The 23,504-nt window shown below is 44.0% G+C and carries 17 protein-coding genes; 2 read left to right on the top strand and 15 right to left on the bottom strand.

Annotation, left to right across the window (positions count from 1 at the left end; translation table 11 throughout):
* Window position 1: 1 nt before the first annotated feature.
* Window positions 2-979: a PTS glucitol/sorbitol transporter subunit IIB gene (gene srlE, locus AACR11_RS29550; protein WP_017188827.1), complete on the bottom strand. Its 978-nt coding sequence runs from the start codon at window positions 977-979 to the stop codon at window positions 2-4.
* Between the two features lie 13 nt (window positions 980-992).
* Window positions 993-1,541 carry a PTS glucitol/sorbitol transporter subunit IIC gene (srlA, locus tag AACR11_RS29545; protein ID WP_017188826.1) on the bottom strand — a complete coding sequence of 183 codons (549 nt, stop codon included), beginning with the start codon at window positions 1,539-1,541 and terminating at the stop codon, window positions 993-995.
* Window positions 1,542-1,874: 333 nt separating this feature from the next.
* Here srlA and AACR11_RS29540 point away from each other — a divergent pair, with 333 nt between their 5' ends.
* The gene (locus AACR11_RS29540) at window positions 1,875-2,855 is read left to right on the top strand and encodes a KpsF/GutQ family sugar-phosphate isomerase (protein ID WP_049536976.1); all 981 of its coding nucleotides are present in this window, start codon (window positions 1,875-1,877) and stop codon (window positions 2,853-2,855) included.
* Between the two features lie 201 nt (window positions 2,856-3,056).
* The gene (locus tag AACR11_RS29535) at window positions 3,057-3,788 is read left to right on the top strand and encodes a peptidase (RefSeq protein ID WP_079325407.1); all 732 of its coding nucleotides are present in this window, start codon (window positions 3,057-3,059) and stop codon (window positions 3,786-3,788) included.
* Window positions 3,789-3,845: 57 nt separating this feature from the next.
* On the opposite strand, the gene AACR11_RS29530 is transcribed toward AACR11_RS29535, so the two are convergent.
* The 13 genes from AACR11_RS29530 to tssH all read right to left on the bottom strand — a co-directional run bounded on the left by AACR11_RS29530 (window position 3,846) and on the right by tssH (window position 23,498).
* Window positions 3,846-4,202 carry a hypothetical protein gene (locus AACR11_RS29530; RefSeq protein WP_079325405.1) on the bottom strand — a complete coding sequence of 119 codons (357 nt, stop codon included), beginning with the start codon at window positions 4,200-4,202 and terminating at the stop codon, window positions 3,846-3,848.
* A gap of 1,445 nt (window positions 4,203-5,647) precedes the next feature.
* A complete protein-coding gene (locus AACR11_RS29525; RefSeq protein ID WP_079325403.1) occupies window positions 5,648-7,537 on the bottom strand; it encodes a hypothetical protein in 1,890 nt (629 codons plus the stop codon).
* A 15-nt stretch (window positions 7,538-7,552) separates the two neighbouring features.
* Entirely contained in the window at window positions 7,553-8,185 is a 633-nt protein-coding gene (locus AACR11_RS29520) for a protein kinase domain-containing protein (protein WP_017188820.1), read from the bottom strand.
* An 8-nt stretch (window positions 8,186-8,193) separates the two neighbouring features.
* Window positions 8,194-11,646, bottom strand: coding sequence for a type VI secretion system membrane subunit TssM (tssM, locus tag AACR11_RS29515; RefSeq protein WP_079325401.1), 3,453 nt, complete (start codon window positions 11,644-11,646; stop codon window positions 8,194-8,196).
* A gap of 1 nt (window position 11,647) precedes the next feature.
* Window positions 11,648-12,790, bottom strand: coding sequence for a type IVB secretion system protein IcmH/DotU (icmH, locus tag AACR11_RS29510; RefSeq protein WP_010446946.1), 1,143 nt, complete (start codon window positions 12,788-12,790; stop codon window positions 11,648-11,650).
* A gap of 7 nt (window positions 12,791-12,797) precedes the next feature.
* Window positions 12,798-14,114, bottom strand: coding sequence for a type VI secretion system baseplate subunit TssK (tssK, locus tag AACR11_RS29505; protein WP_029790791.1), 1,317 nt, complete (start codon window positions 14,112-14,114; stop codon window positions 12,798-12,800).
* A 2-nt stretch (window positions 14,115-14,116) separates the two neighbouring features.
* Window positions 14,117-14,581 carry a type VI secretion system lipoprotein TssJ gene (gene tssJ, locus AACR11_RS29500; protein ID WP_079325399.1) on the bottom strand — a complete coding sequence of 155 codons (465 nt, stop codon included), beginning with the start codon at window positions 14,579-14,581 and terminating at the stop codon, window positions 14,117-14,119.
* A complete protein-coding gene (locus AACR11_RS29495) occupies window positions 14,581-15,528 on the bottom strand; it encodes a type VI secretion system-associated FHA domain protein (protein ID WP_079325397.1) in 948 nt (315 codons plus the stop codon). The genes tssJ and AACR11_RS29495 overlap by 1 nt, the downstream gene beginning before the upstream one ends.
* A 33-nt stretch (window positions 15,529-15,561) precedes the next feature.
* Entirely contained in the window at window positions 15,562-16,257 is a 696-nt protein-coding gene (locus tag AACR11_RS29490; protein WP_017819257.1) for a substrate-binding periplasmic protein, read from the bottom strand.
* Window positions 16,258-16,259: 2 nt separating this feature from the next.
* Complete coding sequence (locus tag AACR11_RS29485; protein ID WP_017188814.1) at window positions 16,260-17,393, bottom strand: ABC transporter substrate binding protein; 1,134 nt, start codon at window positions 17,391-17,393, stop codon at window positions 16,260-16,262.
* Window positions 17,390-19,585, bottom strand: a complete 2,196-nt coding sequence (locus AACR11_RS29480; protein WP_047515429.1) for an MFS transporter — start codon at window positions 19,583-19,585, stop codon at window positions 17,390-17,392. The genes AACR11_RS29485 and AACR11_RS29480 overlap by 4 nt, the downstream gene beginning before the upstream one ends.
* Before the next feature lie 9 nt (window positions 19,586-19,594).
* The gene (locus AACR11_RS29475) at window positions 19,595-20,749 is read right to left on the bottom strand and encodes a D-alanine--D-alanine ligase family protein (protein ID WP_017188812.1); all 1,155 of its coding nucleotides are present in this window, start codon (window positions 20,747-20,749) and stop codon (window positions 19,595-19,597) included.
* A 142-nt stretch (window positions 20,750-20,891) separates the two neighbouring features.
* Window positions 20,892-23,498, bottom strand: coding sequence for a type VI secretion system ATPase TssH (gene tssH, locus AACR11_RS29470; protein WP_079325395.1), 2,607 nt, complete (start codon window positions 23,496-23,498; stop codon window positions 20,892-20,894).
* Between the last annotated feature and the right edge of the window lie 6 nt (window positions 23,499-23,504).

The following is a 23,504-nucleotide window of genomic DNA, read 5'->3' as shown; positions in this document are numbered from 1 at the left end:
CTTATTGATAGATAAACATTGAAACAAACCAAGCAACTAAAACAGTTGGGGCTCCCGTCAAGAAACGTGAGTACAAAACTGATGGAACCCCAATCTCTACAGTTTTCGGTTTTGCTTCCGCTAAACCAAGCCCGACAGGAATAAAGTCCGCTGCAGCTTGTGCATTAATGGCAAATAAAGCCGGTAATGCTAAATGAGGGGGGATATTTCCCATACCAATCTGAGTTCCAACCAAGACACCAATGACTTGTGCAATAACGGCTCCAGGACCAAGGAAAGGCGACAACAAAGGAAACGAGCAGATCAATGCTAACGTGACGAGACCAAAGGGATTTTGTGCGAGAGGTGTCAATGCATTAGCAATCAAATCCCCCAAACCTGAAGCCATAATGACCCCAATTAACATCGATACAAACGCCATAAAGGGAAGAATTGTCTTCAGAACAGTATCGATCGTTTCGCGTCCCGCTTGAAAGAACGTTGCCATAACTGAGCCCATTCCAATACCAATTTTGGCAAGCAAACTATCACTTTGCTGAGATAACTTCTTAGTCGTGTCGTATGTACTTTCTACCTTTAAATCATCTGATGTTGATGCTATTTTTCCACCTTCGGAACCAACTAACTCAATATCAGTATCTCGTACACCAGAAACATAAATATCTTCCGTGATAAACTGCGCAAGCGGACCACTCTTACCCGTAGAATGAATATTTACTGTTGGTATACGTTTTTTAGGATATAGACCACAACGTAAAGTCCCCCCACAATCGATTACAGCAACTGCAACCTCATCATCCGGAATACTAGTTTTAAATCCATCAACGGCTTCATATCCCGTTAGTTCGCAGATACGATCGACAATGCTCGGTCTAGTACCACCAGTGATGTAAACTACTTTTTTGTTATTTTCGACAGACAACTCAAGAGGACCACCCCAGCCGCCATTGCCTTTGTTTATGCGTAAGACTTGAAACATTTCTATTTCCCCACTAGCTAAAATGAACTTCACGCTCTAACTGAACACCTTGCTGACGCTCAACCAATGCTGTTGTAAAATCGGTGATCCACCCACGAAAAAAGTTAGTAATCATACCAACCAACAGATAGCTCACAGCAAGTGGACCTAATGGCAACCCGAGAGTAGTGAGTCCACTGGCGATACCCAGATAAACAAAGAGCTCGCCAGGGTTGATGTGAGGGAATAAACCGTTCATTGAATGGCAACTGTATGAAGCTGCAGCATAATATGATGGCTTATAGCGCTCTGGAAGAAAGCGCCCTAAACTCAACGTCATGGGATTACAAAAGATAAATGTTCCAATAACTGGGAGAACTAGGTACCGGGACACAGGATTACCTGCGCTACGTTGAGCCAATTTCTCAACTTTGTCCTGACCTATTAGGCGGATGAGTGCGTTCATCGCAACCAATAAAGAAATAAGAAGAGGCAAGATCCCGGCAACCATACCAGAAAACACTTCGCCCCCTTTTTGAAACAGTCCTATAAACCATTCCGCGCCATTAATTATCCATTCCATAATTTACCTCGTTGTTTTGATTAGTTCTGTTTGTCCTCTTTTTCATATTTTCATTTTAACTTTCACTTTAAAAGCTTTGATTTTCATTTTGATGACAAAGATCACAACAAAATACAGGTTAAATAAAATCTCAAGAGAATAGCAAGAACTAAAAATAAACATTTTCATATATAAAACAATAAGTTAAAAGGGATTAATCACAAAAATAAAAAATCGCTCTGTTTATTTCTCTTTTTCATTATTGCTAATCGTTAGTTTTATGATGTATAAATCAAACATTAACTTTCACAATGAAAATTTTATAAGTAACAAAAACAGCAAAAAGGAATACATATGAGTCGAGATGCTTTTGTAGAAGAGATCTTCCTTCAGGGACGCCATATCGTTTCTCAAGAAATTGAACAAGCAAAACGCTTGATACCAACTTTGAGAAATTCTTTCGTAGACGTATGTCAGACAATACTAAAATGTAAAGGAAAAGTTATAGTTATGGGGTTGGGGAAATCAGGGCACATTGGGAAAAAAATAGCTGCCACGCTCGCATCTACGGGAACATCAAGCTTTTTCATCCATCCAACGGAAGCTCTACACGGAGATTTAGGGATGGTCGATCGATCTGATTTGATAATGTTAATCTCAAACTCAGGGGAGACAACTGAATTCAAAATAATACTGCCTTTATTGCAAGCGCAAGGAATAATCAGCGTCGGAGTCACTGCTAACCAAGAAAGCTACTTAGCAAAAAATAGCAACTATCCCTTGGATATTGCATCAGAAAAAGAAGCATGTCCTTTTGGTTTAGCACCAACGGCTAGTGCAACTAACACTCTAATATTAGGCGATGCTATCGCATTGACCGTTATGAAATTACGTAACTTTGATCATACTGATTTTGCGCGCACACACCCCGCAGGCTCTTTGGGTAGCCGATTACTAACTACAATAGAGCAACTTTTAGATGAACAGCATAAAAGTGCATTTTGTTACCCAACTTCAACAATACAACAAGCAGTAGAGGTGATGTGTAAAACAGGTTACGGACTATTAGCTGTTGTCGAAAAAGGAAAAGTAGCAGGAGCTTTTACAGATGGGGATCTACGCAGGGCATTTACGAAAGGTGTATTATCTAACACAATATTGAGTAACGTGATGACAAAGAATCCTACTTGCATCACTCAATCTAGTCTATGCACTGAAGCTTTAGAGTTGATGGGTAAACTCGCCATTACAGCTCTTCCCGTATTAGACAGAAAAGGGGCTTTTGTAGGCGTCATAAACCAACATTCAATCCAAAAAGCTGGTATTTTCCAATAACTATCAACTTAAAGATCCATAATACCATCACGCATATTATTAAAAATAAGCTAGAACGCCTCTGCTCATTATGTATTTTTAATACTTTTATCAAACCTGAAAAGAAATTTATCGACGACAAAATTAAAATTTATTCTACAATGGGAACTTAACTAACCTAAATAATGTCTACCTCAATAGTTCATTCAATAAGGTTATTTTATGAAAAAACAAATAATAAATGTTGCAATATTGTTATCTTTAAGTCCTGTTATCTTTGCTAATCAAGAAACGGACACTCGCGTTTTCCTTGAAAACGATAAAATTTACTACACTGGAACACTAACACCAGAGGGGAATGAGTCTGTTTTTAAGGTATATAACGACTCAAAAGTTAAACCAAAGACACTTTCAATTACCAGTGATGGTGGAGATGTCGAATTAGGGATCGCTTTAGGTGAATGGGTCTTTGACAAAAAATTAGACGTGGAAGTCGAAGATTATTGCTTATCTTCTTGTGCAAACTACATATTCACTTCCGGAAGATATAAATACATATCAAATAAAGCCATCATCGGTTTTCATGGAGGGGCAAGCAGTCAAGAGTTTGATACATCTGAAATTGATGAGATGTTTGAAACCTTGCCCAAAAAGAAAAGAGAAGAAGAAGTTAAAAAGCTCTTACAACAAATGCAAGCGTATCTTGATGAAGTTAAAAAGGACGAGGATGCGCTTTTTAAAAAAACTAAAGTAAAACAAGAAATTACAACATTAGGGCAATCACAAACCTATAGAAAGTTTGACCCCGATCAATACACGGGTTGGACTTACTTACCTCAAGATTACTCAAAGTTAGGTGTAAGAAATGTTATTGTTAAAAACCCTCCTTGGAAGCTTGTTCAACAACAAAATTTTGGGAAACTTTTTATTGTAAATGTTGATACTGACAATTAATAAACGATAAATTTGTATAGGCTTCGATAGAAGCCTATACAATAATTTACCCTAAAATCAATTACAACTTTCAGGAATCTGTTCTGAATACTCCAAAAGCTCTGTCATATATATTAAGTCATCAGTGTCATCCTCAAACCCAACAGGTTCTCTATCTTCAATGAAGCCGTTGAATCTAATATAAATAGCCTGATATGGTTCGTTAACCTTATCGGCAAGCTCTAAAGAGGCATTATCTATAATACCTCTATTAACACTTTCGCCGTTTAACCAGAAGTATCGCATATCATTACATGATCTAAAAACAGATGTTTCATGCCCGTATGTAAAAAAACCTCTATATTCGTACTGTTCAATATTTGAACATCCAAGCAACGAAAGCAAAACAGCAAGTGAAGCACTTATAACTTTCATTTTTTACTCCATTAAATAACGTTTGTTACACCAAGATTATCATCAAAAAAGATATGATATGCTATTAAAATTGACAGATTAAGTTTATAATTTATCACCAATATCCTTCAAAAAGTATAATTCTGACAAAAAATCTTCGTATTCTCTGAATATCTAATTAGAGTTTACTTAGCCACACTCTCTCCCTAAAAATCACAAGACTATGCATTTAACAGGTGAAATACATTTCCTCCATATCACTTGGACGTAGCTTTTGAAATTATCATTTCGTAAGTAGAAATCAACATTGCCGAAACTGCACTAGGCATTGATCTAAAAATAATGCGTTCGCACTAAATAGCATCAAGCATATGATTACGCTAGGTTTATCAATTAGAAACCATCGCAAAAATATCTCAATATCTAATTCGAAAGGAAGCCTATATTAGTACTCACCTTTGTAGTAAAGCTCAAGAAAAATAGGACATGAAGTCCGATTTAATGCAGCGAAATATGTCCCCCTTATCATTAAGACTTGAGCACAGTTCTCTCATATCAATTACAATAACCCCGTAAGTAGGCGTAGTAAGCCCGTCAGTTCTATATTTACCGCATCTCGATAAAATTCAGCATCCGCTCATCTGCCTCTATCTCAATTCAAGTTTGTCAGTTCGGTCTCTATTGTTAGGTAAAACTCATATTTGTAAGTCTTCTGAGACCACTCAATCTTGCCATTGAGGTGCGGTGAAACTGATTTATCCAAGAGAAACTATCCCATACTCTTTGAGTATCTCTTGATACAGGCACTGCAAGGAACTCTTACCCCCTGTCTGTTTGAATTCTCTAAATTGGAACAGGCACTTCGTCGATTACACACTCATGAAAGTCTAGCGTGTTAGTTGCTGTACGGTGTGAATAGCTCGACAAAACACATACTATTGCCGTGTATTGATAAACTCTAAGAGCGACTTTGCAAGTATCCATCTGAACTCTATTGCCAAGAGTTGACCTTTCATAGCACTGAAATCATTGCTTCCTACGGTAAGTGGCAATGAGAGTGACGGTATTGGTGGCTAGCAAGCACGTCATGGATGATTTCGGTGCTGAAATGAAAGTTATGAAGGCGTGCCAATTCAGATTAGAGGCTTCTTGCTCTAAGGTTTCTATTCAAAATCAACTCTTTAATATTAAGAGAAGAATGAGTTTTTCGGTTAATGTTTTTTAAGCCCGATAAACTATCGTTTAAATATAGGGTCACCCACTTGCGAAATGTTGATATTCAAATACCACAACAGCGGTAAAACAAGCTCGCATCACGACACTTTTGGTAGAGTTTTACCCAACGTAATCTTTGTTGAACCTATCTGTCCATAGACATCCAGTGTGATGAAAGGATGTCTATGAATCACACGCTTTAATTTATAACAATAACTCAAAGGGGCGGGATATCCCGCCACTCTGAGTTATTAAGGCTTGACAGCTAGTAACCCCATTGTTGGATTCATAACATTCATTCCCACTAAAGCCAGCCCTCCGGAAAGTGATTTAGAACCTTTTTTCGAAGCCGCTTTCTTTGCCTGCTTAAGAAGCATGTTTTGCGATTGATTAAAGCGCGCCTGATTATCAATATCCACAGCCGCTTGGGCAATATCCTCAGGGCTCATGTTGATAGCATCATTGACGCCAAGCATTTCTAGGTATTTATCCATTACATTTCTATCAGGGCTCGCAATACGATCATGGATCGTGGTGACTTCATCCTTCATAGATACATTTGTAAAGGTTGGAATCCGCCAGATCTCTTCTGCTAAGACTCGGTAGTCCGCTTCAATCAAGTTCAACGACGACAGAATACTTTCTTCACAGCGGCTCAATGCAACCTGGTTGACGTTTCTGTTATATTTAATTCCCTGTTTACGCTTAGTCTGCTTCGAACGTAGGTGCTGACCGAACGAATCCCACAGGAGCACTTTGAGTAGCATCGGGTTAACCATACTTCCAAATTCTATGTTGGTTCCTACCCCCATCGTCGCACCTGCTCCAGCCTTAAATGTGAAGTCTCCAGACCCCTTAACAATGGCTTCCAAAGCTGCGGAGGCACCTAAACCGGCTGATGCGGTGCCAGTGACGCTGCCTGATAGCATACTCATTCCGCGAGATTTCAAAGTGAAAGAGCTTGTACCACTCGCTTTAGCACCAACAAAAGCACTTGCACCAAACTTGGTTTTTATGACTTCGTTTCCAGAAAACATATTGGCGCTATTTATTGCACCAGTGAATTGAACTTTTGCGGTTGCTCCAACAAATAATTCTCCCTCATTCTTTAGAGCCATAAAGTCAGCCACAGAGAGTTCATGAGAGACCGTCAGTTTCATGCCCATCTGAGCAGCAAGTACTGCATCAACCTCTAAATCAATACCAGGTATAATTTGAGTAGTAATTACAGAATCATCGATGCTATAAGTAGGATTCCCTGTTAATTTATTAACTGAAAAGTCCGATTTAGTACTTTTATCTTTATTCGCACCAAAAAGATCTCGGCTGTGCCCGATTCCATCTAAAGCGCCTTTGTTAACCTTAGCACTAGCACTAAATTTGCTGGTCTCTCGGACACCAATTTCAGCCGATGCTTTAATTTGGTTTTTCATTTTTCCGAAGTCCCAAGTTTTTTCAAACTCGACTTTTGCTTCAGCAAATAGTGCTTGTGAGGCTTCGAATGTCAGTGAACCGCCTTCAAGATCTGCTTTGCCCTCAACAGAGCGGGTATTTCCTTTTTGAAACAGTTCATTTATAGCAGGCCAAAGTTCAGCGTTGCACTTCGCATGATTAAAGTAGGCATCTCGTAAAGCATTAACTTGTGCATCAAGAATTTCCACCTTGGCTTGACCAAGCTCACCTGATGCTAAGATACTGCTATGAGAACGCTTCAAAACTTCATGCTTGTTATGCAACATTTGGAAGAAAGTACGATTAATCAGTTTCGAACGTACAGATTCCGTTGGTGAACGGTGTGGTTGAATCACCTTAACAACACTACCAAACTTTTTCGTCACTCGTTCTACAAAAAACTGCCATACAGGATGCTTAGTAACTGCGCTAGCTTCGTAGGCGCTACTGTTGTTTCCCGACTGACGATACAATTCCGCCTCAACCTCAGAATATATAACATCTATCGCTTTTTCTAAATAAGGTAGGGCTCTGTTAGAATGCCTTCTCCCACATGCTAGAGACAGTTTTTTCAACCATTGCTCAATTTCTATAGCGCATCCTAAGTTAGGGATTAATTTTCCATCCGTCCCTTTGATTGACGACACGTCGAAGTCAAGATTGGCTGCAGCAAGCTGTTTTTTATTCATTAGCTTTCCTTCTATCTAAATCTCAAGGCTCAGGGCTTTTCGCCACTGAATAAGCGTTGACTTTATTGAGTAGTCATGCCCATATGGCATGACCTGATCGATGATTTGAATCAGTGAAAACCAGTCGTCCCCCGTTTCTACCAGACCTTCCCCACCCTTTTGATTTGGCGAAGCAAACATTAGAGTTGCTTGCCAATCAGAGAGTGCTTCCCTAGAAGTTCCAGTCCGACAACTAGCACCGAAATCGATCAATCGAATATGTTGCAATTGAGGTACATAAAGCAGGTTCGATGGTTTGATATCGCAATGTACCCACCCCTTGCTATGGCAGTGTTTGATCGCTTGAACCGCACTAGGCAAAAGCGAAGCAAATAACGCCAAATCCTTAGGCTCAAACTCAATCAGCGGTATCGCACTTTGATCAAACTCCAGCTTTAGCTGCAATTTGCTCCAGTCGACATCCACTACTTTTTGTATTTGAACGCCCTGACACTCTTGCAAAGCAACCCATTCTCTTTGCAGGCTCTCTGCCGAATCAAATTGCTTAGTGTAGTGGGTCAAGTCGTTACTGATTTCATGTGCACGGGAGTGAGTCGCCAAAACTTGGCAACGCACTCGTTCCTGCGGTTCAATCACTGCTTTCAACATCGACAACCTTAAAGCTGCTTAGGCAACGAGAATTGAACAAATAAAGATTTATCCAATGGTTGTTTTGAATCACGCAACGTGTAATCCAATACGATGTTGTTTTGGTTAATTTTGTAGTTGAGCTTACGAATCAAGCGGCTCGATGTAGCACTGCTCTTATTCGCAAAAATAGCGCGCAACAACGCCCACTGACCGGTAAATGATTGTTGTGCGACTCGATTCTGACCGTTGTAGAATTCTGCACTCAAATAACCATCCACTCCTGCGGTTGGCCAAGTTATCTCGCGCCACACTCTTGGACCATGTTTGTAGTCGTAAATCGTTTCAGCCTCTCGTAGGCGGAATTCCGTCACGTCGGTACTCATTGAGCTCGCTTTCACTTCAAGCCTTAACCCAAGATCATCCCCTGAAGAACCGAAGAAAATGCCACTCAGTTTTTGAACTAATTCAAGTTGCTCACGAGTGTTTGAGTTTATTGGTAGCGTTAAGCCGTCAACTTCGTTTAGCTTGAGCCTGCTGTTATCCCAGTAAACAAACGGCTTCAAGGTTTCTTCTATGTAGCGAGCCACACGGCCACTTGGTTTAAAGAATTGAGAAAAGTCATCTAAGCTCACTTCTCCACGACCATGTTGATCAAATGGGAATCGTCCTTCAATGGCAGACACATAAAACTGGTAAACTTGCTCATCCCACTGTGTATTTAGATACACCACGCTGCCATTCACTACTTGTTTCCAAACTTGTTCACTGAGACTCTTCGTCCAAGACGCGACGATGTTCGGAGCCTTACTGCCAGCTTGACGGAAGTTCACGATAGGATCGCTACTACCTTGCGCATGAGCGATGGCATAAGCATGGAATGATTTACCTGGGTTTGAACTAGACAATGCGGCATCGAAAAACGAGTTAACCTCATCAACTTGAACGATCAACTGCTCCAGTGGTGTATCCTTATCTTTACCGTTCCCATTCACAAACCTAGAAAAAGGCAAAAATGCTTCATTTACGACGAATGAAGGTTGCAGCCTCAACAGGTTATCGCCAACTGCTCGATTTACTTTGTCGGCTTTATTCAACACCTTTTTCGCTTTCTTCAATCCTAGTTGACCGGCTGCACGCTTCTGTCCTTTCGTATCCGGTTGATCGGCGACAGCCAATGTTGTGTTCACCACAACTGCATCCAATACGTCAAGTAGTGGACTCGTAGCCGGAGAACGTGTGTTCCTTAGTGCATAGCTGAGTCCTGAAGCATCGCCAAACTGCTTGATTTGAATGTTGTTGACTAGGTCTTTCCAGTAGTAGATGTAATCGGCAAAATACAGACGTTGAACCTGTTTACTCAGTTCTCTAAGCTCAATGACTGATGCGCCAGACATATCACCTTGAATCGCTTTAAACTCGCTCATCAAGCTTCTAAGCAGAGGCGATTTTGCCGTCAAATCAATTTGGCTATAGCCCTGCTTAGTAAAGATTTCTGGGATCAGATAGCCATGGAAATCATTAGTAAACTCAAACAAGCTATCGAACTTCTCACCGAGCTGGCTTCGGAGATCCACTTGAGTACGGTACTCTGGCATCTCTTTAATACGCGCATAAATCAGTCGCTCTGGCGACAAGCCTTCAAGGTTGTTCGTTGCAACAGCTATCAGGTCTAGGTTCGGTTGTAGCTGCTTGTCGTACTGACTTTTAAACAAGTCTTCGATTAAAAGAGAAAAAGAGTAAAGCTCGTCCGGAGAAAGCTCACCTTGGTCTTTCAAGTTATCAAGCAAGTAAGTTTGTAGTTCCGCAAAGTTCAGTTGCTCTCGGTCAAACAACATCTGGTAGTAACGCAAAATCTCAAAGATTCGGCTTGGATTACCAAGGTTCACATAAACATACAGCTCGCTGCTGATCAGCCCTTCGAGCTTTGGCAGCATTATCTGGTGCAACTGTTTTTCATAAGCAGAGTAAACACTCTCGGCCGTATCTGTTTGCTTAATACTGACTTTCTCATGCCACGGTTTAGGTTGAACGCCCTCAGCAACCACGTCGCCGAGTTCTCTTAATACCGCCACAACCTCCGACATAGAATTGTCATTGCTCAGCTTGTGAACATCGTTTTGATAAAAACGAATTTGAGATAGAGCCGTTGTGCGCCAATCTTCATCAACATTCCAGTTTTCCTGTAACTTCAGACCTGCAATAGAAATCAGCCCAGCTACGGATACTAGAACAGCGGTTCGAAATACAAGATAACCCGCATGACGCCATTCATTGACACCGACGATATTCTTCTCCGGCAAGATGACCTTATTGAACAAACGTTGAGTGAAGAAACCACGACGATTTGGCTGCTGTTCAACCTGATTATTAGTGTTGAACTCAGCACGTTCGGCCACTACCTGCGTTAGTAGATCATGCTCAATGCCTTTTTGTCCGGATGACATTAAATAAGCGCCGCGGATCCATACAGCTTCTCGGACACGGTTCTCGCGACCAATCTCGCTCAAAAACTCGTTGACGCGCTCTAGGAAAATTCTTAGCTGATATGGCCAAGCGATTATAGAGCTCGACTTGTCACTGCTGACATTTCTCAGTAACTCAAACTGCTGCCCCGCAATGGATTGAATCAACGCGTGACTTTCTGCCTCAAACTGCTGTTTGTCATAACGGCGCGAAACATCGCACTCAAAGGTAATACCAAAAGGATTTTCTGAGTCACATGCAGTGAAGCTCTCAAAGAAACCAGTGAAGTCTGCAATCGAGTCAGCTTTAGAGAAAGCGGCGTAAACAGGCAAGTTTAAGCTAAGCTCTGCGCCCATCGACAACACAGCCTCCTGATAGATGCCTGAGAGCCTAGTACGTTCTTTTTTGTCTCCTGTCATTAGGCGATCACACCCAATAACCGTCACAATGCCGTTCAGCCCTTGCCTCGGACGGTATTTAAGTAATTGCTTCGCCAGTACTTGCCAAAGTGACTCGTCAATACCGTCGTTATCAAATATACGATGACCGACTTCCACAACGACTGCGTTATCGTTGCTCCAAAAGCGTAGGTACTGTTCCGTATCACTTTCATCCAAGTAGCGCTCGTTAACTGGCTCAAAACCATTCTGTAGCAATATGGCACTTTTCGCGTCTTTTTCACCACCTAGAACTAGGTACCAAGGCAGACTGTAAAGACTTTCTAGCTTGTTACGAGCCTGTCCTTGTATCTTTTTCGTTGCGATACGAAACAGCTGCTGGATCACGCGTGTGTCTTGTTTAAGCAGTACGTATTGGTCATGCTCTTCTTTCTCTGTTTGATTAAGCTTGCGCTGTTTCCACCACCAAACACATGTAAAGAAGACAATAACGACGGTGACAGCGAGCATTCCCCACTTTATCCAGACTGGTTGCTCTTCTGATGCCGTTATCCAAAATGCGACCGTCCCTAAAATGGCAGTAATCACCAAGAAAATAGAAAATATCTTTTTAAACATCTTATTTCAGCGCTCTTTTAATCGTGGCGTTCAAACCAAAGCGAACATTGAGTTCATTTTTCAACTTACGAATGGTGTTTAAGTCGTCACCTGCGTGAAGATAAAGCTCAACACCATGTTCCGTCTCACGAGTAAAAGACTCATAGCCTGCTTGTTTGAGTTCTGTCGATAAACGAAGTGCGTCGCTCGCCCGAGAAAATACCGCGAGAATGATCTCCCATTGCTGAGTGACCACTTTTCCTTTCATTCCCGTTTCTTCCTCTAGGCTTTCACTCTGTCGCCCCAAATCCGCATCGGAACTTAAGTACACTAAGTCACTGCTGTTTTTCTTCAGGTTGACGTCTGACATATCGATCGCGCTAAACTGTGCCAACAACGGCTGCACGCGGCTGTTGTACCAATATTCAGTAAAGCCATACCCAGATGCCAGAACCAAACAAGCCAAGCCTAACGTTTTGCCCATACTGATCATTAGCCACGGGCGTTTACCTTCGATTAACGTTGGTGTTTGCGGTACCGGAAAAGGACTTTCACTGCGATAGTGGCGAATGAGGCCGTACGCACGAGCGGTAATATCATGCAATTGGCTCTCGTCTTCATGGCGAAAGCGCCCTTTGAAACCCAAAGCCAAAAGCACGTACTGAAGCTCAATAAAATCAACAAGTTTATTCGGCTGCTGGCTGGCCTTATCTAGCAACACAAAAAAGGCCTCTCCGCCATCACGCTGCGAAAACACCTTGCTCAACAACGAATGATTTTCCCAACGGGCACGCTCTCCCCAAGCGGTGTACAGCACAGCTTCATCAAATGCCGCGCACAACACAAAGCAGCTTTTTTCAATCACGCTTGGGTGGTAATCCAAGTGCAGACCACGCAAACGAAACGCATCAATGGCGTACAAAAGTTTTTGACGAAAACGGTTGATGTCTCTCGGCGCACCTTGACGCTTAATCGTCACTAAAATACCCAACAGCTCCGTTGCCGCATTCATTAAAGGGCTACCATAAATGGCAAGATTCTCAATCAATCGCTCTGTACCCGAAGTATCCGCTTTGGGTGGCAACTGATGCTGCTTTTGAGGTGATTCGGTCGATGTCACTCGTCGAATTTGAACCGTCGGTTCTTCGTTAAATAATCCGCCCATCCGTAACCTACCTGATCACATGAAAATCGACGTGGATATCATCAATTCTTTCATCAATATGAAGAGCGATCGCCTCATCACGTTTGATCAACGCTTGCCACAATTCAGACTTAGTATCGATTTCGAAGTAAGCGGCGTCATTCAAAGACTTCAGCTCAGAAGGTGCATAAGGAAGATGGCGCAAAAGAACACCTGAAAGTGCATTACGCACTAAACCGGCAATATCACTGTTCCCTGCTAGCTTCGCAGCACGAGGAAACTCTTCACTAAGTCGAGTAGCACCGATAGACGAGGAAACGGCCAACACAAAGCGCCCTTGATTGTATAGGCTGCGATCATCGACCAGTGTGCGTAGTAAGCGGCGGCTCACGAACAGCTGCTTGTCCCAGTTCAATGTTGATACATTATCTATCTGAACCTCACGCAGCAACACCAATAACTCAGAAAACACGGTCGAGAAAATGCTGTATAACGCATCTTGGTTCCATGCAGGGAAAGACTTTGGCATCTTCCCTTCTAAACCCTGCATCTGCCCCGCCATCGAAACGCACTCTAAATAGAGGTGACGTGTCAGCAACGAGCCATCTAGGCTCCATTGTTCAAGCTTTGGCATCCAAGCACCCAGTACTTGCAGCCACAAGTAGTCACGCATCAACGACTGATAGCTTTTACTGCTGGACTCCGCTTGTAAACGAGTATGTATCGCTCGGGAACGGTATTGTACTTGTGCAAATAGATCAGCAACGTTATCGGTTAGGTAGCTAGATACGGCAAACTGCAAGCATTGGGGAACGAATGCTTGGTTCAACACAACAACACCTTCAGATTTGTGCTCACTGATTTCAGCAACGGATATCAATACAAAATCTTTTAGCTCATCACCTTCTAAACGCAACTGAATGTTCAATGTTGCTAGCTCTAACTGAACCGGGTCACTGTGCTCTCGGCTGGTATCGTAAACAGGGTGCTCTTGTGAAGAGTGTCTAAGACGCGCATCTTCTCCAACATCAATAGTGCCCGGTCTTGAAACCGGAAGGGCCAGATACACTTTCTTATGACTGGTATTTTTCGGCACATCGAGCACGAGTGCTTGCTCAATTTCAAATGGCGTTCCATCAGGGAAAATACCTTTAGCACGACGCACCGAAACCTTACCAATGTTCAACATCGAGCGGTCAAGCTCTAGCGAGGTCAATCCATAAGCATTAGGGCTAATTTGTCCGGCGAACTCGCGAGTAAAATGTTCAACATAGCGCTCTTGCTGTTGAAAGTGCTGAGGGGAAAGGAACATCCCCTCACTCCACACGACTTTATTATTATCCATTATTATTCTTCCCCTGACACAGACAGATTAATGCCATCAATTTCAATACTGATAACCGCTGAATTCACAATTAGCGGCTTATAAATCACCTTGTTCTTCGCCTCTCTGTAATCAGCAAAACCCGCAATCACACCGATGTACTTAACGCCACTACCAAGTGGGATAATTTCCTGACGAGTTTCACCTGGCAAAATGCTTGGTAACTGGCGAGAAACGGCCAACTCGGCCTTCAATACGCCTTGGTCATCATTATAAATTTGAATAAAATCAGAGAGTTCAAACGCATTATTATTCGTCAATTGATAGATTCGGAGCTCTACCGGAGAAGGCTTACCTTCAACATTAGGGTTAATATTGGTCGCAGCTTTAATATCAACGACCAGTTTTGGCTCAACCAGCTCATCGCTCCATAAACTGCACCCTGACATCATAAGGGCGATACACATTAGGCATAAACAACGTACCATTACTGATCCCCTTCGAAGTTTTTTTGCATACGCATTGCATCTCTGAAGTACGCTTGAAACTTAATTTGCCAATCGCGATTCTCTACTTGTCGGTTGAAATAGCGTTTGTACATATCCCAGTACTTCGGCTTACGAGACCAAAAGCCGTTGCCCGACAAATCATCAAACATCGACTCCATCGCATTCGGAGAAATGTCAGACAACAACCTTGCCAATGCCATTTCTAATGCTTTGTCCGTGCATTCCTGTAAGCGCTGCTCATGCTTCTTAAACTCAGTAACCGCAAACTGAGATTGGTTAACTGGTGACTCTTCTTGAGCGAAAGAGGGAGGCGCCATCACTTCATGGTTTGGAAATGACGCACGAAAATCACTGTCTTTCAGCGGGTCATCCTCATCCGTCTGAAAATCAAGATTAAAGTGAGGCGCTTGCTCTTGCTTAACTGAGGCATCATTCGCAAATGGGTCATCCCCCACCACATCTGTTGCCGAGATGGTGAACTCTGGCGCTTCATCGACTTCAGGAATACTTTGAATAAAAGGTGTTGATTCAGTACTAAACGGATCATCACCTAGTCGAGAGCTATCAGAGTGATACTGCTGGGTTTGCGCTTTCGCTGATTCAGGGAAGAAACAAGAAACCAGCAATCGGTAACGGCCAATATCAAGAACATCACCATCACTTAATGTCGATTGGTTACCATTGCCCAAAGGCGCATCAGAGCCATTGATGTAAAGGCCATTGGTGCTGTTGTCCATGATTTGGTATCCACGCGAGGTCTTACGAATCGTCGCATGGGTACTTGAAATCTCACGACTTGCGTCATTAAGTTGTAGCGTCGCGCCAAACGCACGCCCGATATCTCCACCATCTTCTGGAAATGCTTGATTCCATTGGGCGATGCTTTCACCATCTGGAGAGCTAATAATTCTAATCGATAGAGGCATTTGACTGACCTTCAATAAATTCAATATTTGGAGTTAACGACACTGAGAAACCGCCTCGTTAAATTCATTAAGAAAGTTGGGGTATTTCTTAGTAAATGCTTTGGAGAAATACACCCCCAATGGATTCGATTTAACCCGTGTCCGAGAAATCGCTCGATAACTGATACCCATTTTTTTTATCGTCTCGTCAATGACAGCGTCATTGCCCAATACCGCTCCGACTTCCCCGTTCAGCATCAACTCAATTAGGGCTTTTGGCGTCCTTGGCTTTTTACTCACGCTGTAACCGTTTTTCTGTAGCCAAAACCATTTATTTGAGCCAAATAGTGCTGCGACTTCGACCTGAGATTTGAACATTGCGTTGTCTAACTCTGTTGAATCAGATAGCGAAAACCAGCTCCAATTCTGTTGATCAAGTGGCGCAGAATAATCGGCATACTCATCACGCTTACTGTTACGAGACGCAAGGAAGAAACCATGTTGTGAGCCAACCTCTGTCATGAGCTGAGCTCTATCCCACTTAGTCATCGTGAGCTGATACGGCTGGTCCATCACTCTCATGACACACTTCACTCGTTCTATCCCCGGCCCTTTCATTTCCCCGTTTTCTTGGTACTGATAAGGAAACCATTCTTGGGTTGCGAGTAGTAATCGCTCTGGACGCTGATAGGCCAAAGCAGGTTGGCTCAGCACGGTCAACATAACGGCAATAAAAACGACACGTATCATGGTTAATGGCTCTCCATGCTCATGCCTGCAGAACGCACTAGCTTGCCATCTTGCGAATAGATATCGCTGGCCATTTCAATCAGTACAAACGGAAGCTGCGTATCAACGCGGCCTGCTTGTTTAAAGCTAATCGAGATGTCTGGTGGCGACAGCACGCCCACAGGCAGAGAGGCAGGTGCTGCGCCCTTTTTAAGTACTTCAATGCCGTAAAGTGCCGCTTGGTGAGCGTTGTTCTCAAACCCTACGCCAACAGACATCAGCGCACTTTGTTGCGTGCCATTAACCGCATCAGGCACTGCGGTTAACAGAGGAAGCTGCTCCGAATACAGGTTGATCTCATCAAGTCGGTTAAGAAGACTTGAGCTACCCGTTAGCCAAAGCAAGGATTGACGTAAATTGCCATCGTTGACCTTCATCGATTCAACGGTGGTTTGCATCACGTACTGGAGGGCAAGCTCAGGATTATTCTCGTCAACTTCGATAGGAAAGACTGTCACTCCTTGCTTCTCAGCCTCTTTTTGAAGTGGCAAAAACTGAGTGAGATAAGCACTGGTGTTCGACTTAGCGTACAACACACCAATTTGAGTCAGACTTGGTTTAAAGCGACGTAAAAAGCTCAGCGTAATATCAGCAGGCAAATTCAAGGAGGTGTAAGCAAAGTTGTTGCCGCTTGAGTGATAGTTATCCGTCAGGCCCAGTAACACCGGATCTTTTGCGTTCACCGATACAACCGGCAGCTTACCTCCAGCGTAAATCTTATGCAGTGAGACGGTCGCACGAGATCCAACCGTGTAGATCATGTTCGCCTTTATATCGGCAGCTTTCGTCCAAGCAACCAGTTCCTCTTGTCTTTTAGGTAAAAGGAAAGCGCGAAATGAAACGTTAGGCATTTCTCTGCGAAACACTTTTAAGATGGTCGACAACGCAACATCATACGAGTCCGCTTTTCGAGAAACTAAAACCCAAACCATCGGATGTTCACCACGTGGGGCGAACAATACATCGCTGTCATTAGCATTGATTTCCCACTGTACCGCCTTCTCAGCTTGTAAGTGTTCACCCAACCACTCAGGCCAATCCGCCAAACTCACCGATGAGGATGCAGCCAGTACCAAAAGTAAAATCAATCGAATCATGCTTTCGCCTCCTTTTGTGCACCACGGTCAAACAACCGCATCAACAAGCCAGCTAAGGTAAAGAATGCTGAAAGCGCAAAGAATGCGTAGTCCGTTCCAAGGTGAGTAAGCAAAGCACCGACAACGACCGAACCCAACACATGACCTAGCCTTTCCAAAAAGCGATAAGTAGAAGCTACTGAGTTGGCATTCACACCTTGAGTCGTGGTCACCACATGAGTCACAACTGGGGCATTAATAAAGCCGTGTGAAACGCCCATGACTAGCATTGCGAACGTTGCGACGAGGACAAGATAGGTTATGTCTTCAAATAAGAAGGCAGCAGAAAGAATGGCCAAAGCAACAGCGCCAACGATGCTTCCTAAGCAAAGCGCCCATTTTGCAGAGCCAATACGGTCAATCATTGGTGAGACCTTGCCACTAATGAAAAGCACAGAGAATGCATAAGCCATCAGCACCTGACCAATACTTTCGCGCTCGACACCGACATCAGAAAGAAGGATTGGTACAGCAAAGAATACGACACCCGTTAGCATCATTTTGGTTGGGATACCAACAAGCAACATGGTGCGCATGAATGACGGTACACGCATCAAAGCAGCGGAATCTTTTAGCATCATCATCAGGTTCTCTTTGAGTGAACCTTGAGCATTCCCCTGAGGAATCATCGACGGCAGCGACAACGCGAACAGATACATCAGGCCACCAACTAAAGCCGACAGCATGAAGATGCCTTGCACGCCTACGGTATCAGCCAACAAGGCACCGATTGCCGCACCAGAGATGAATCCAGCATTGAAACAAAATACGATGATGCCTGCGGCTTGTGTCTTGTTAGATTGATCACTGCAACGCAGAATATAACCTTGAACGGCAATAAAGATCGTCGCTTGCCCAACGCCAGAGGTGAATCGCGCAATAAGCACCATCGCTAACTGGGACTCGTACGCTAGCAACAGGCAGCCAGCCGCAGATAACAGAATACCCACGCCAAGTACTTTGCGAATATCAAACACTTCAACTAAACGCGAAACAGGCAATAGCGTTGCAGCAAAGCCGACAAAGTAGAGTGTAAAGAAGTAAGACGACCAACTTTCACCCGCGCCATTCTCTACCGCGATTTGCGTTAAGTACTGAGGTAAAACCGGCGCCATTAACGATTCCATCAGCACCGTAACCAACAGCAACGGCTTAACCTGTGCCAGTACAATATCGTTTTTTGGCTGTTGCTCTGAGTGGCTCAGCAAGCGAATAAAAGCAAAGCAAATGAACGCACAACCAGCAAATAGAATGGCAAAGTTTTTTAGTGTACGTACCAACTGCGCAAACAGTACTTTAGGGAAAAAAGCGACCGTCACCTCGTTCCCTTTCGCATCGCTGACAAGAAATGCGGCCATCTCATCGACTGACATACTGTTCTGCACTTTACTTTTGGCGATCAACTCAGATCCCTGAGCAACAGAAATGGAAGAGACTTCTGGGTTTGACTGACGAAAACTGTCTAGCATCTCATCGATGCCACTCACTTGACGATAGCTGATCCCTGCATTCAGTACTGGGGCCAAACGTTGAGTAACAATGTTCGCCATGGAATCCGCCTTGTGCTCCAAGCCGGATTTGTACAATGCACCGACCATCAACAGCACGCTCGCCGACATGGCTAAGAACACCCCACCAAATGCAGTGAAGTAAATCTTGGGGTTTTGGCTACGCAACACAAAGAAAATAAACGCAGCGGTCAGTAAAACCACCAGCAGCACCATCGGCTGGAAGTGCCTATCGATGCTCCTTTCGATTTCTTCATCACTCAGCCAAATCTCCAAAGCACCAACTTGAGCGAATTTATTGTTCAAAGGGATGGTGACTAAGCTGCCAACAAAGTTGTCATCGGTGTAGCGATATAGCTCTTGCTGCCCAGAAATCACTCGGATATCAACCACAGAAGAATCCGCTTTCGCGATTGGCGATAGCACTTTCTCAAGACCAGCAAAGTCCTGAAGCGGCACGCCGGAACTGAGAACTTGTTCTATACCGATTCGGGCGGCTTCTGTTTGGGCTAAAATCGCATCACGGCTCTGCTGTTGATAGCTTTTCAATGCTTGTGCATACCCAACAACAAAGATCAGTATTAGTGATAACAGAACCAGTAATGCTCCGAGCAACAAGCGGCTATATTGCTTAAAAGAGTTCAAAGTTCACTCCTAACACACACTTAGAGCGTCGAATTGCTCATTGAGGCAATGCGCTACCGACATTGGTCGTTTTTGCTTGAGGAAAGATAATCGGTTAAACACCAACGACTGAACTAGGTCTGTGTAATCCATACCTTCACGAGCCAGATCATGGCAAACCAAACTTACCTTCTCTCCCTCCGGACGCTTTAGATCCGGTTTTGGATTGGTTTCAAGCACATACAGGTTGCCTTCTTTGTCCATTCGTAAGTCCACTCTCACTAACGTTTGAAGGCCAAGCTGGCGATAAATCTTCTGACCGATCAGTGCTAACTGATTGCGTAGCCCCTCTTCATTAACAGCAACCAAACGGTCTTGAGTGATCGGCTTTACATCCATAGAAGTAAAAATCGGCTCGTCAGCGTCCAGTACACGTTCAGTAATTGAGAAAGCCATCGGCATTTCAGACTGCGTCAGCTTGCCTTCTTTAAACACGTACTCTCCCGCAACAGCAACAACAAACTCTCGGCCACCAAGGAAAGGTTCAATCATTACAGTGTTCCCCGTCGCTTGACGTACATGCTCTACAACACCCGCGAGATCACTACGATTAAAAACAGGATAAACATGGATTGAAGCTCGACCAGACACTGGCTTAACAATGAAACCATCTTTGAACTGCGCTTCAATTTGATCGATCGCATCTTGCTTTGCTGCATCTTCAAAATGTTCATCAATACCAATGGTGATAAATGGTGCAGTCGGCAGTCCAGCGGCTTTAATTTCATGCTTAAACAGGTGCTTGTTATCCAAGATCCCTGCCGTCATTGGCGAGTGCCCTACATAAGGCACGCCCAGCATTTCCAATGTAGAAGGCAAATGACACATGGAGTCAAAACCTTGCAAACCACCACTGTTCGTGATCACCAAGTCAATACCTTTATCTTTCAGGCACTGCGCTAAGTTGATGTCTTCAGCTAACACCTCAACGAACTGGAAATTAGATTCACGCAGTGCATTAGCAATATCGTGTGCAACAGGTGCATACGTTTTGGTTGAGCGAGGGCTCAAGTTTTCAAAGATAAAACTGCCGTCCTGCTCTTTATCCCCACCGTGAATCACTGCGATTTTTAAGTTCTTGCGAATCCATTCCAATTGTTGCGTAGAAAAGACTGAATGTATCATCTGTTAGTACTCATAATGTTGTGCTGCGAAAAGGGCGCGTTAAACACGGCCTGCAACAAAAAGCGTTAATAAAATTACGTTATTGTTTTAGTTGGGTTGATATGCAACCCATTGTTTTTTTGAGGTCTGCCGCCTCTTAATGCTATTGAATCTGAATCTTAAATTTGCCTTCTTCAACGTGAACAGTGACCGCTTCTACCGGCTTGTTCTCACTCATGCGAACAATGCATTGATTCGCTAAATCCGGCATAAGTTGACGATTAATCAGTTGCTCAACGGCACGAGCGCCTGTTTCAGGTGAATCGTTCATATTGACCAGCAGATCAATCACATCAGGGTGAAATTCAAAACTTGCTTTGTAGTGGGATTGAACGCGCTTGCGAATGCGGTTCAGAGACAAGGTTGCAATTTGCGCCATTTCTTCATCGTTCAAAGGGAAGTAAGGCACGATGGTCGCACGACCAAGAAATGCTGGTTTAAAGTGTTTCTGCAGCTCAGGGAAAATAGACTGAGTCAGCGTCGGAACATCCGGTCGACCATTTTCACATGCATTAACAACAGCACTGTCGGCCGCGTTTGATGTCATGATGATGATCGTATTACGAAAATCGATGTGTCGACCTTCACTGTCCGAGATAGAGCCTTTATCAAAGATTTGATAGAAGATGTCGTGCACACCAGGGTGGGCTTTTTCCATTTCATCCAGCAGCAGTACAGAATATGGGTTCTTACGTACCGCTTCTGTTAAGACACCGCCTTTACCGTAGCCAACATAACCCGCAGGAGAGCCTAAAAGCATCGACACCTTGTGCTCTTCTTTAAACTCCGTCATGTTGATGGTGGTGATATTTCGCTCGCCACCGTATAGCAAGTCGGTAAGCGCCAATGCAGTTTCGGTTTTACCCACACCACTTGGACCACACATCAGGAATACCCCAACAGGTTTGCGTGGGTCGGTTAAACCTGCACGCGACAAGCGAATTGCTTGTGAAAGCTCTGCTATCGGCGTTGTCTGACCAATCACTCGCTCACCGATACGAGCCTCTAGGTGCATCAACTTCTCAACTTCTTGGCTAAGCATGTTGCCTACTGGAATACCCGTCCATAGCGCCACCACTTCAGCGATGGTTTGTTCTGTTACCTGTGGCAATACTAATGGCTGCTCACCCTGGATCTCACGCAGGGCTGCCATTTTGTCTGCTAGCAGGATTTTCGCTTCATGCGATATCACCGAGCCATTTTCTTTTAGCTCAGTGTCTAAGCCAGACTGCAACTCAATGATCTCTTCCACCAAGCGGCGCTCTGCGTTCCAAGATCGCTCAAGTGACTGATGCTCTTGTTCTAAAGCCGCTAATCGCTGCTTTGCTTCTTCCAAGCGTACGCTTTCAATCGACCACAATGCCGACTCATGATGTAACGTTTCGATCTCGTTGTTAGTGTAGCGGATTTTTTCTGCAATGGCTTCTAACTGTCTAGGTGCCGCACTTTGGCTCAACCCAATGCGTGAACACGCTGTATCTAACAGGCTAATTGCTTTATCAGGTAACTTACGCTCAGGAAGGTAACGAATAGAGAGAGCGACGGCGGCATCAATGGCTTCTTGCATGACTTTAACGCCATGGTGCTTTTCAAGGCTGCGCTTCACGCCGCGAAGCATGTGGATAGCATCTTCTTCATTAGGTTCATTAACCGCAACGACTTGAAAACGACGAGTCAACGCAGCATCCGATTCAAAGTACTGTTTGTATTCTGCCCATGTGGTCGCTGCAAGTGAACGAAACTCGCCACGTGCAAGCGCTGGTTTCAAAATATTAGCCGCATCATTCTGGCCCGCTGTGCCACCCGCCCCAATCAGCGTATGTGCTTCATCGATAAACATGATGATCGGCGTCGTTGACTGCTTGATCTCATTGATCACATCTTTAAGGCGGTTTTCAAACTCACCTTTGATGCTCGCACCTGCTTGCAAAAGGGACAAATCAAGGCTGCGCAACTCAACGTTCGCAAGCGCAGGTGGGACATTGCCATTCACGATTTCTTGGGCAAGGCCTTCAACAATGGCCGTTTTACCTACACCTGGGTCACCAACGAGGATCGGGCTGTTTTGACGGCGGCGGCACAAAATATCAATGGATTTGCGAATTTCATCTCCGCGCCCTGTAATAGGATCCAACTCGCCATTACGCGCTGCCTCTGTCAGGTTTTGCGAGAACTTGTCCAAAGCTGGCGTCGCTGAGTCACCACCGGTTGGGACCATGCTCTCGGTAGACGATGAGACTTCACTGGGTCCACTGATCACCATCGACTGACTGCGTAACCATTCAGAAGACAATACTGACACCCACGAGCTCAACACGCCGTTGTAAGCGCTTTGGTCCAGACGCTGCTTCAGCACCATCAGCAGATGAAATTCATTCACCACCGATTGCTGATTGTTTAATGAAGCAAGCATCCATGCATCTTTAAGCAACTCAACTAACTCAGGTGACAAAGAAGGGGAAGAGTCATTACCACGAGCCAAGTGCATCAGACGGTCATTGCAACGCTCCAACATCGACTCTTTGGCCATTGATGCTTGCTGCAAAGCGGCTTCCCAGCCTTTGGACTGCTGTAACAACTGAACAAACCAATGCTCAGCTTCTATCGCAAAGTGTCCTTTACTTACACAATCTCCAGCAGCCGTTTCCAGGGCACTTTTTAGTAACGGAGTAAGCCTTTTGACCAAGCTTTGTAGTTCAATATTTATCATTCTGTT

This window comes from Vibrio sp. L85 (assembly GCF_963871815.1).
Classification (GTDB): Bacteria; Pseudomonadota; Gammaproteobacteria; order Enterobacterales; family Vibrionaceae; genus Vibrio; species Vibrio harveyi.
The sequence above is the reverse complement of the archived record's forward strand: the minus strand, read 5'-3'. Positions and strand labels throughout refer to the sequence as shown.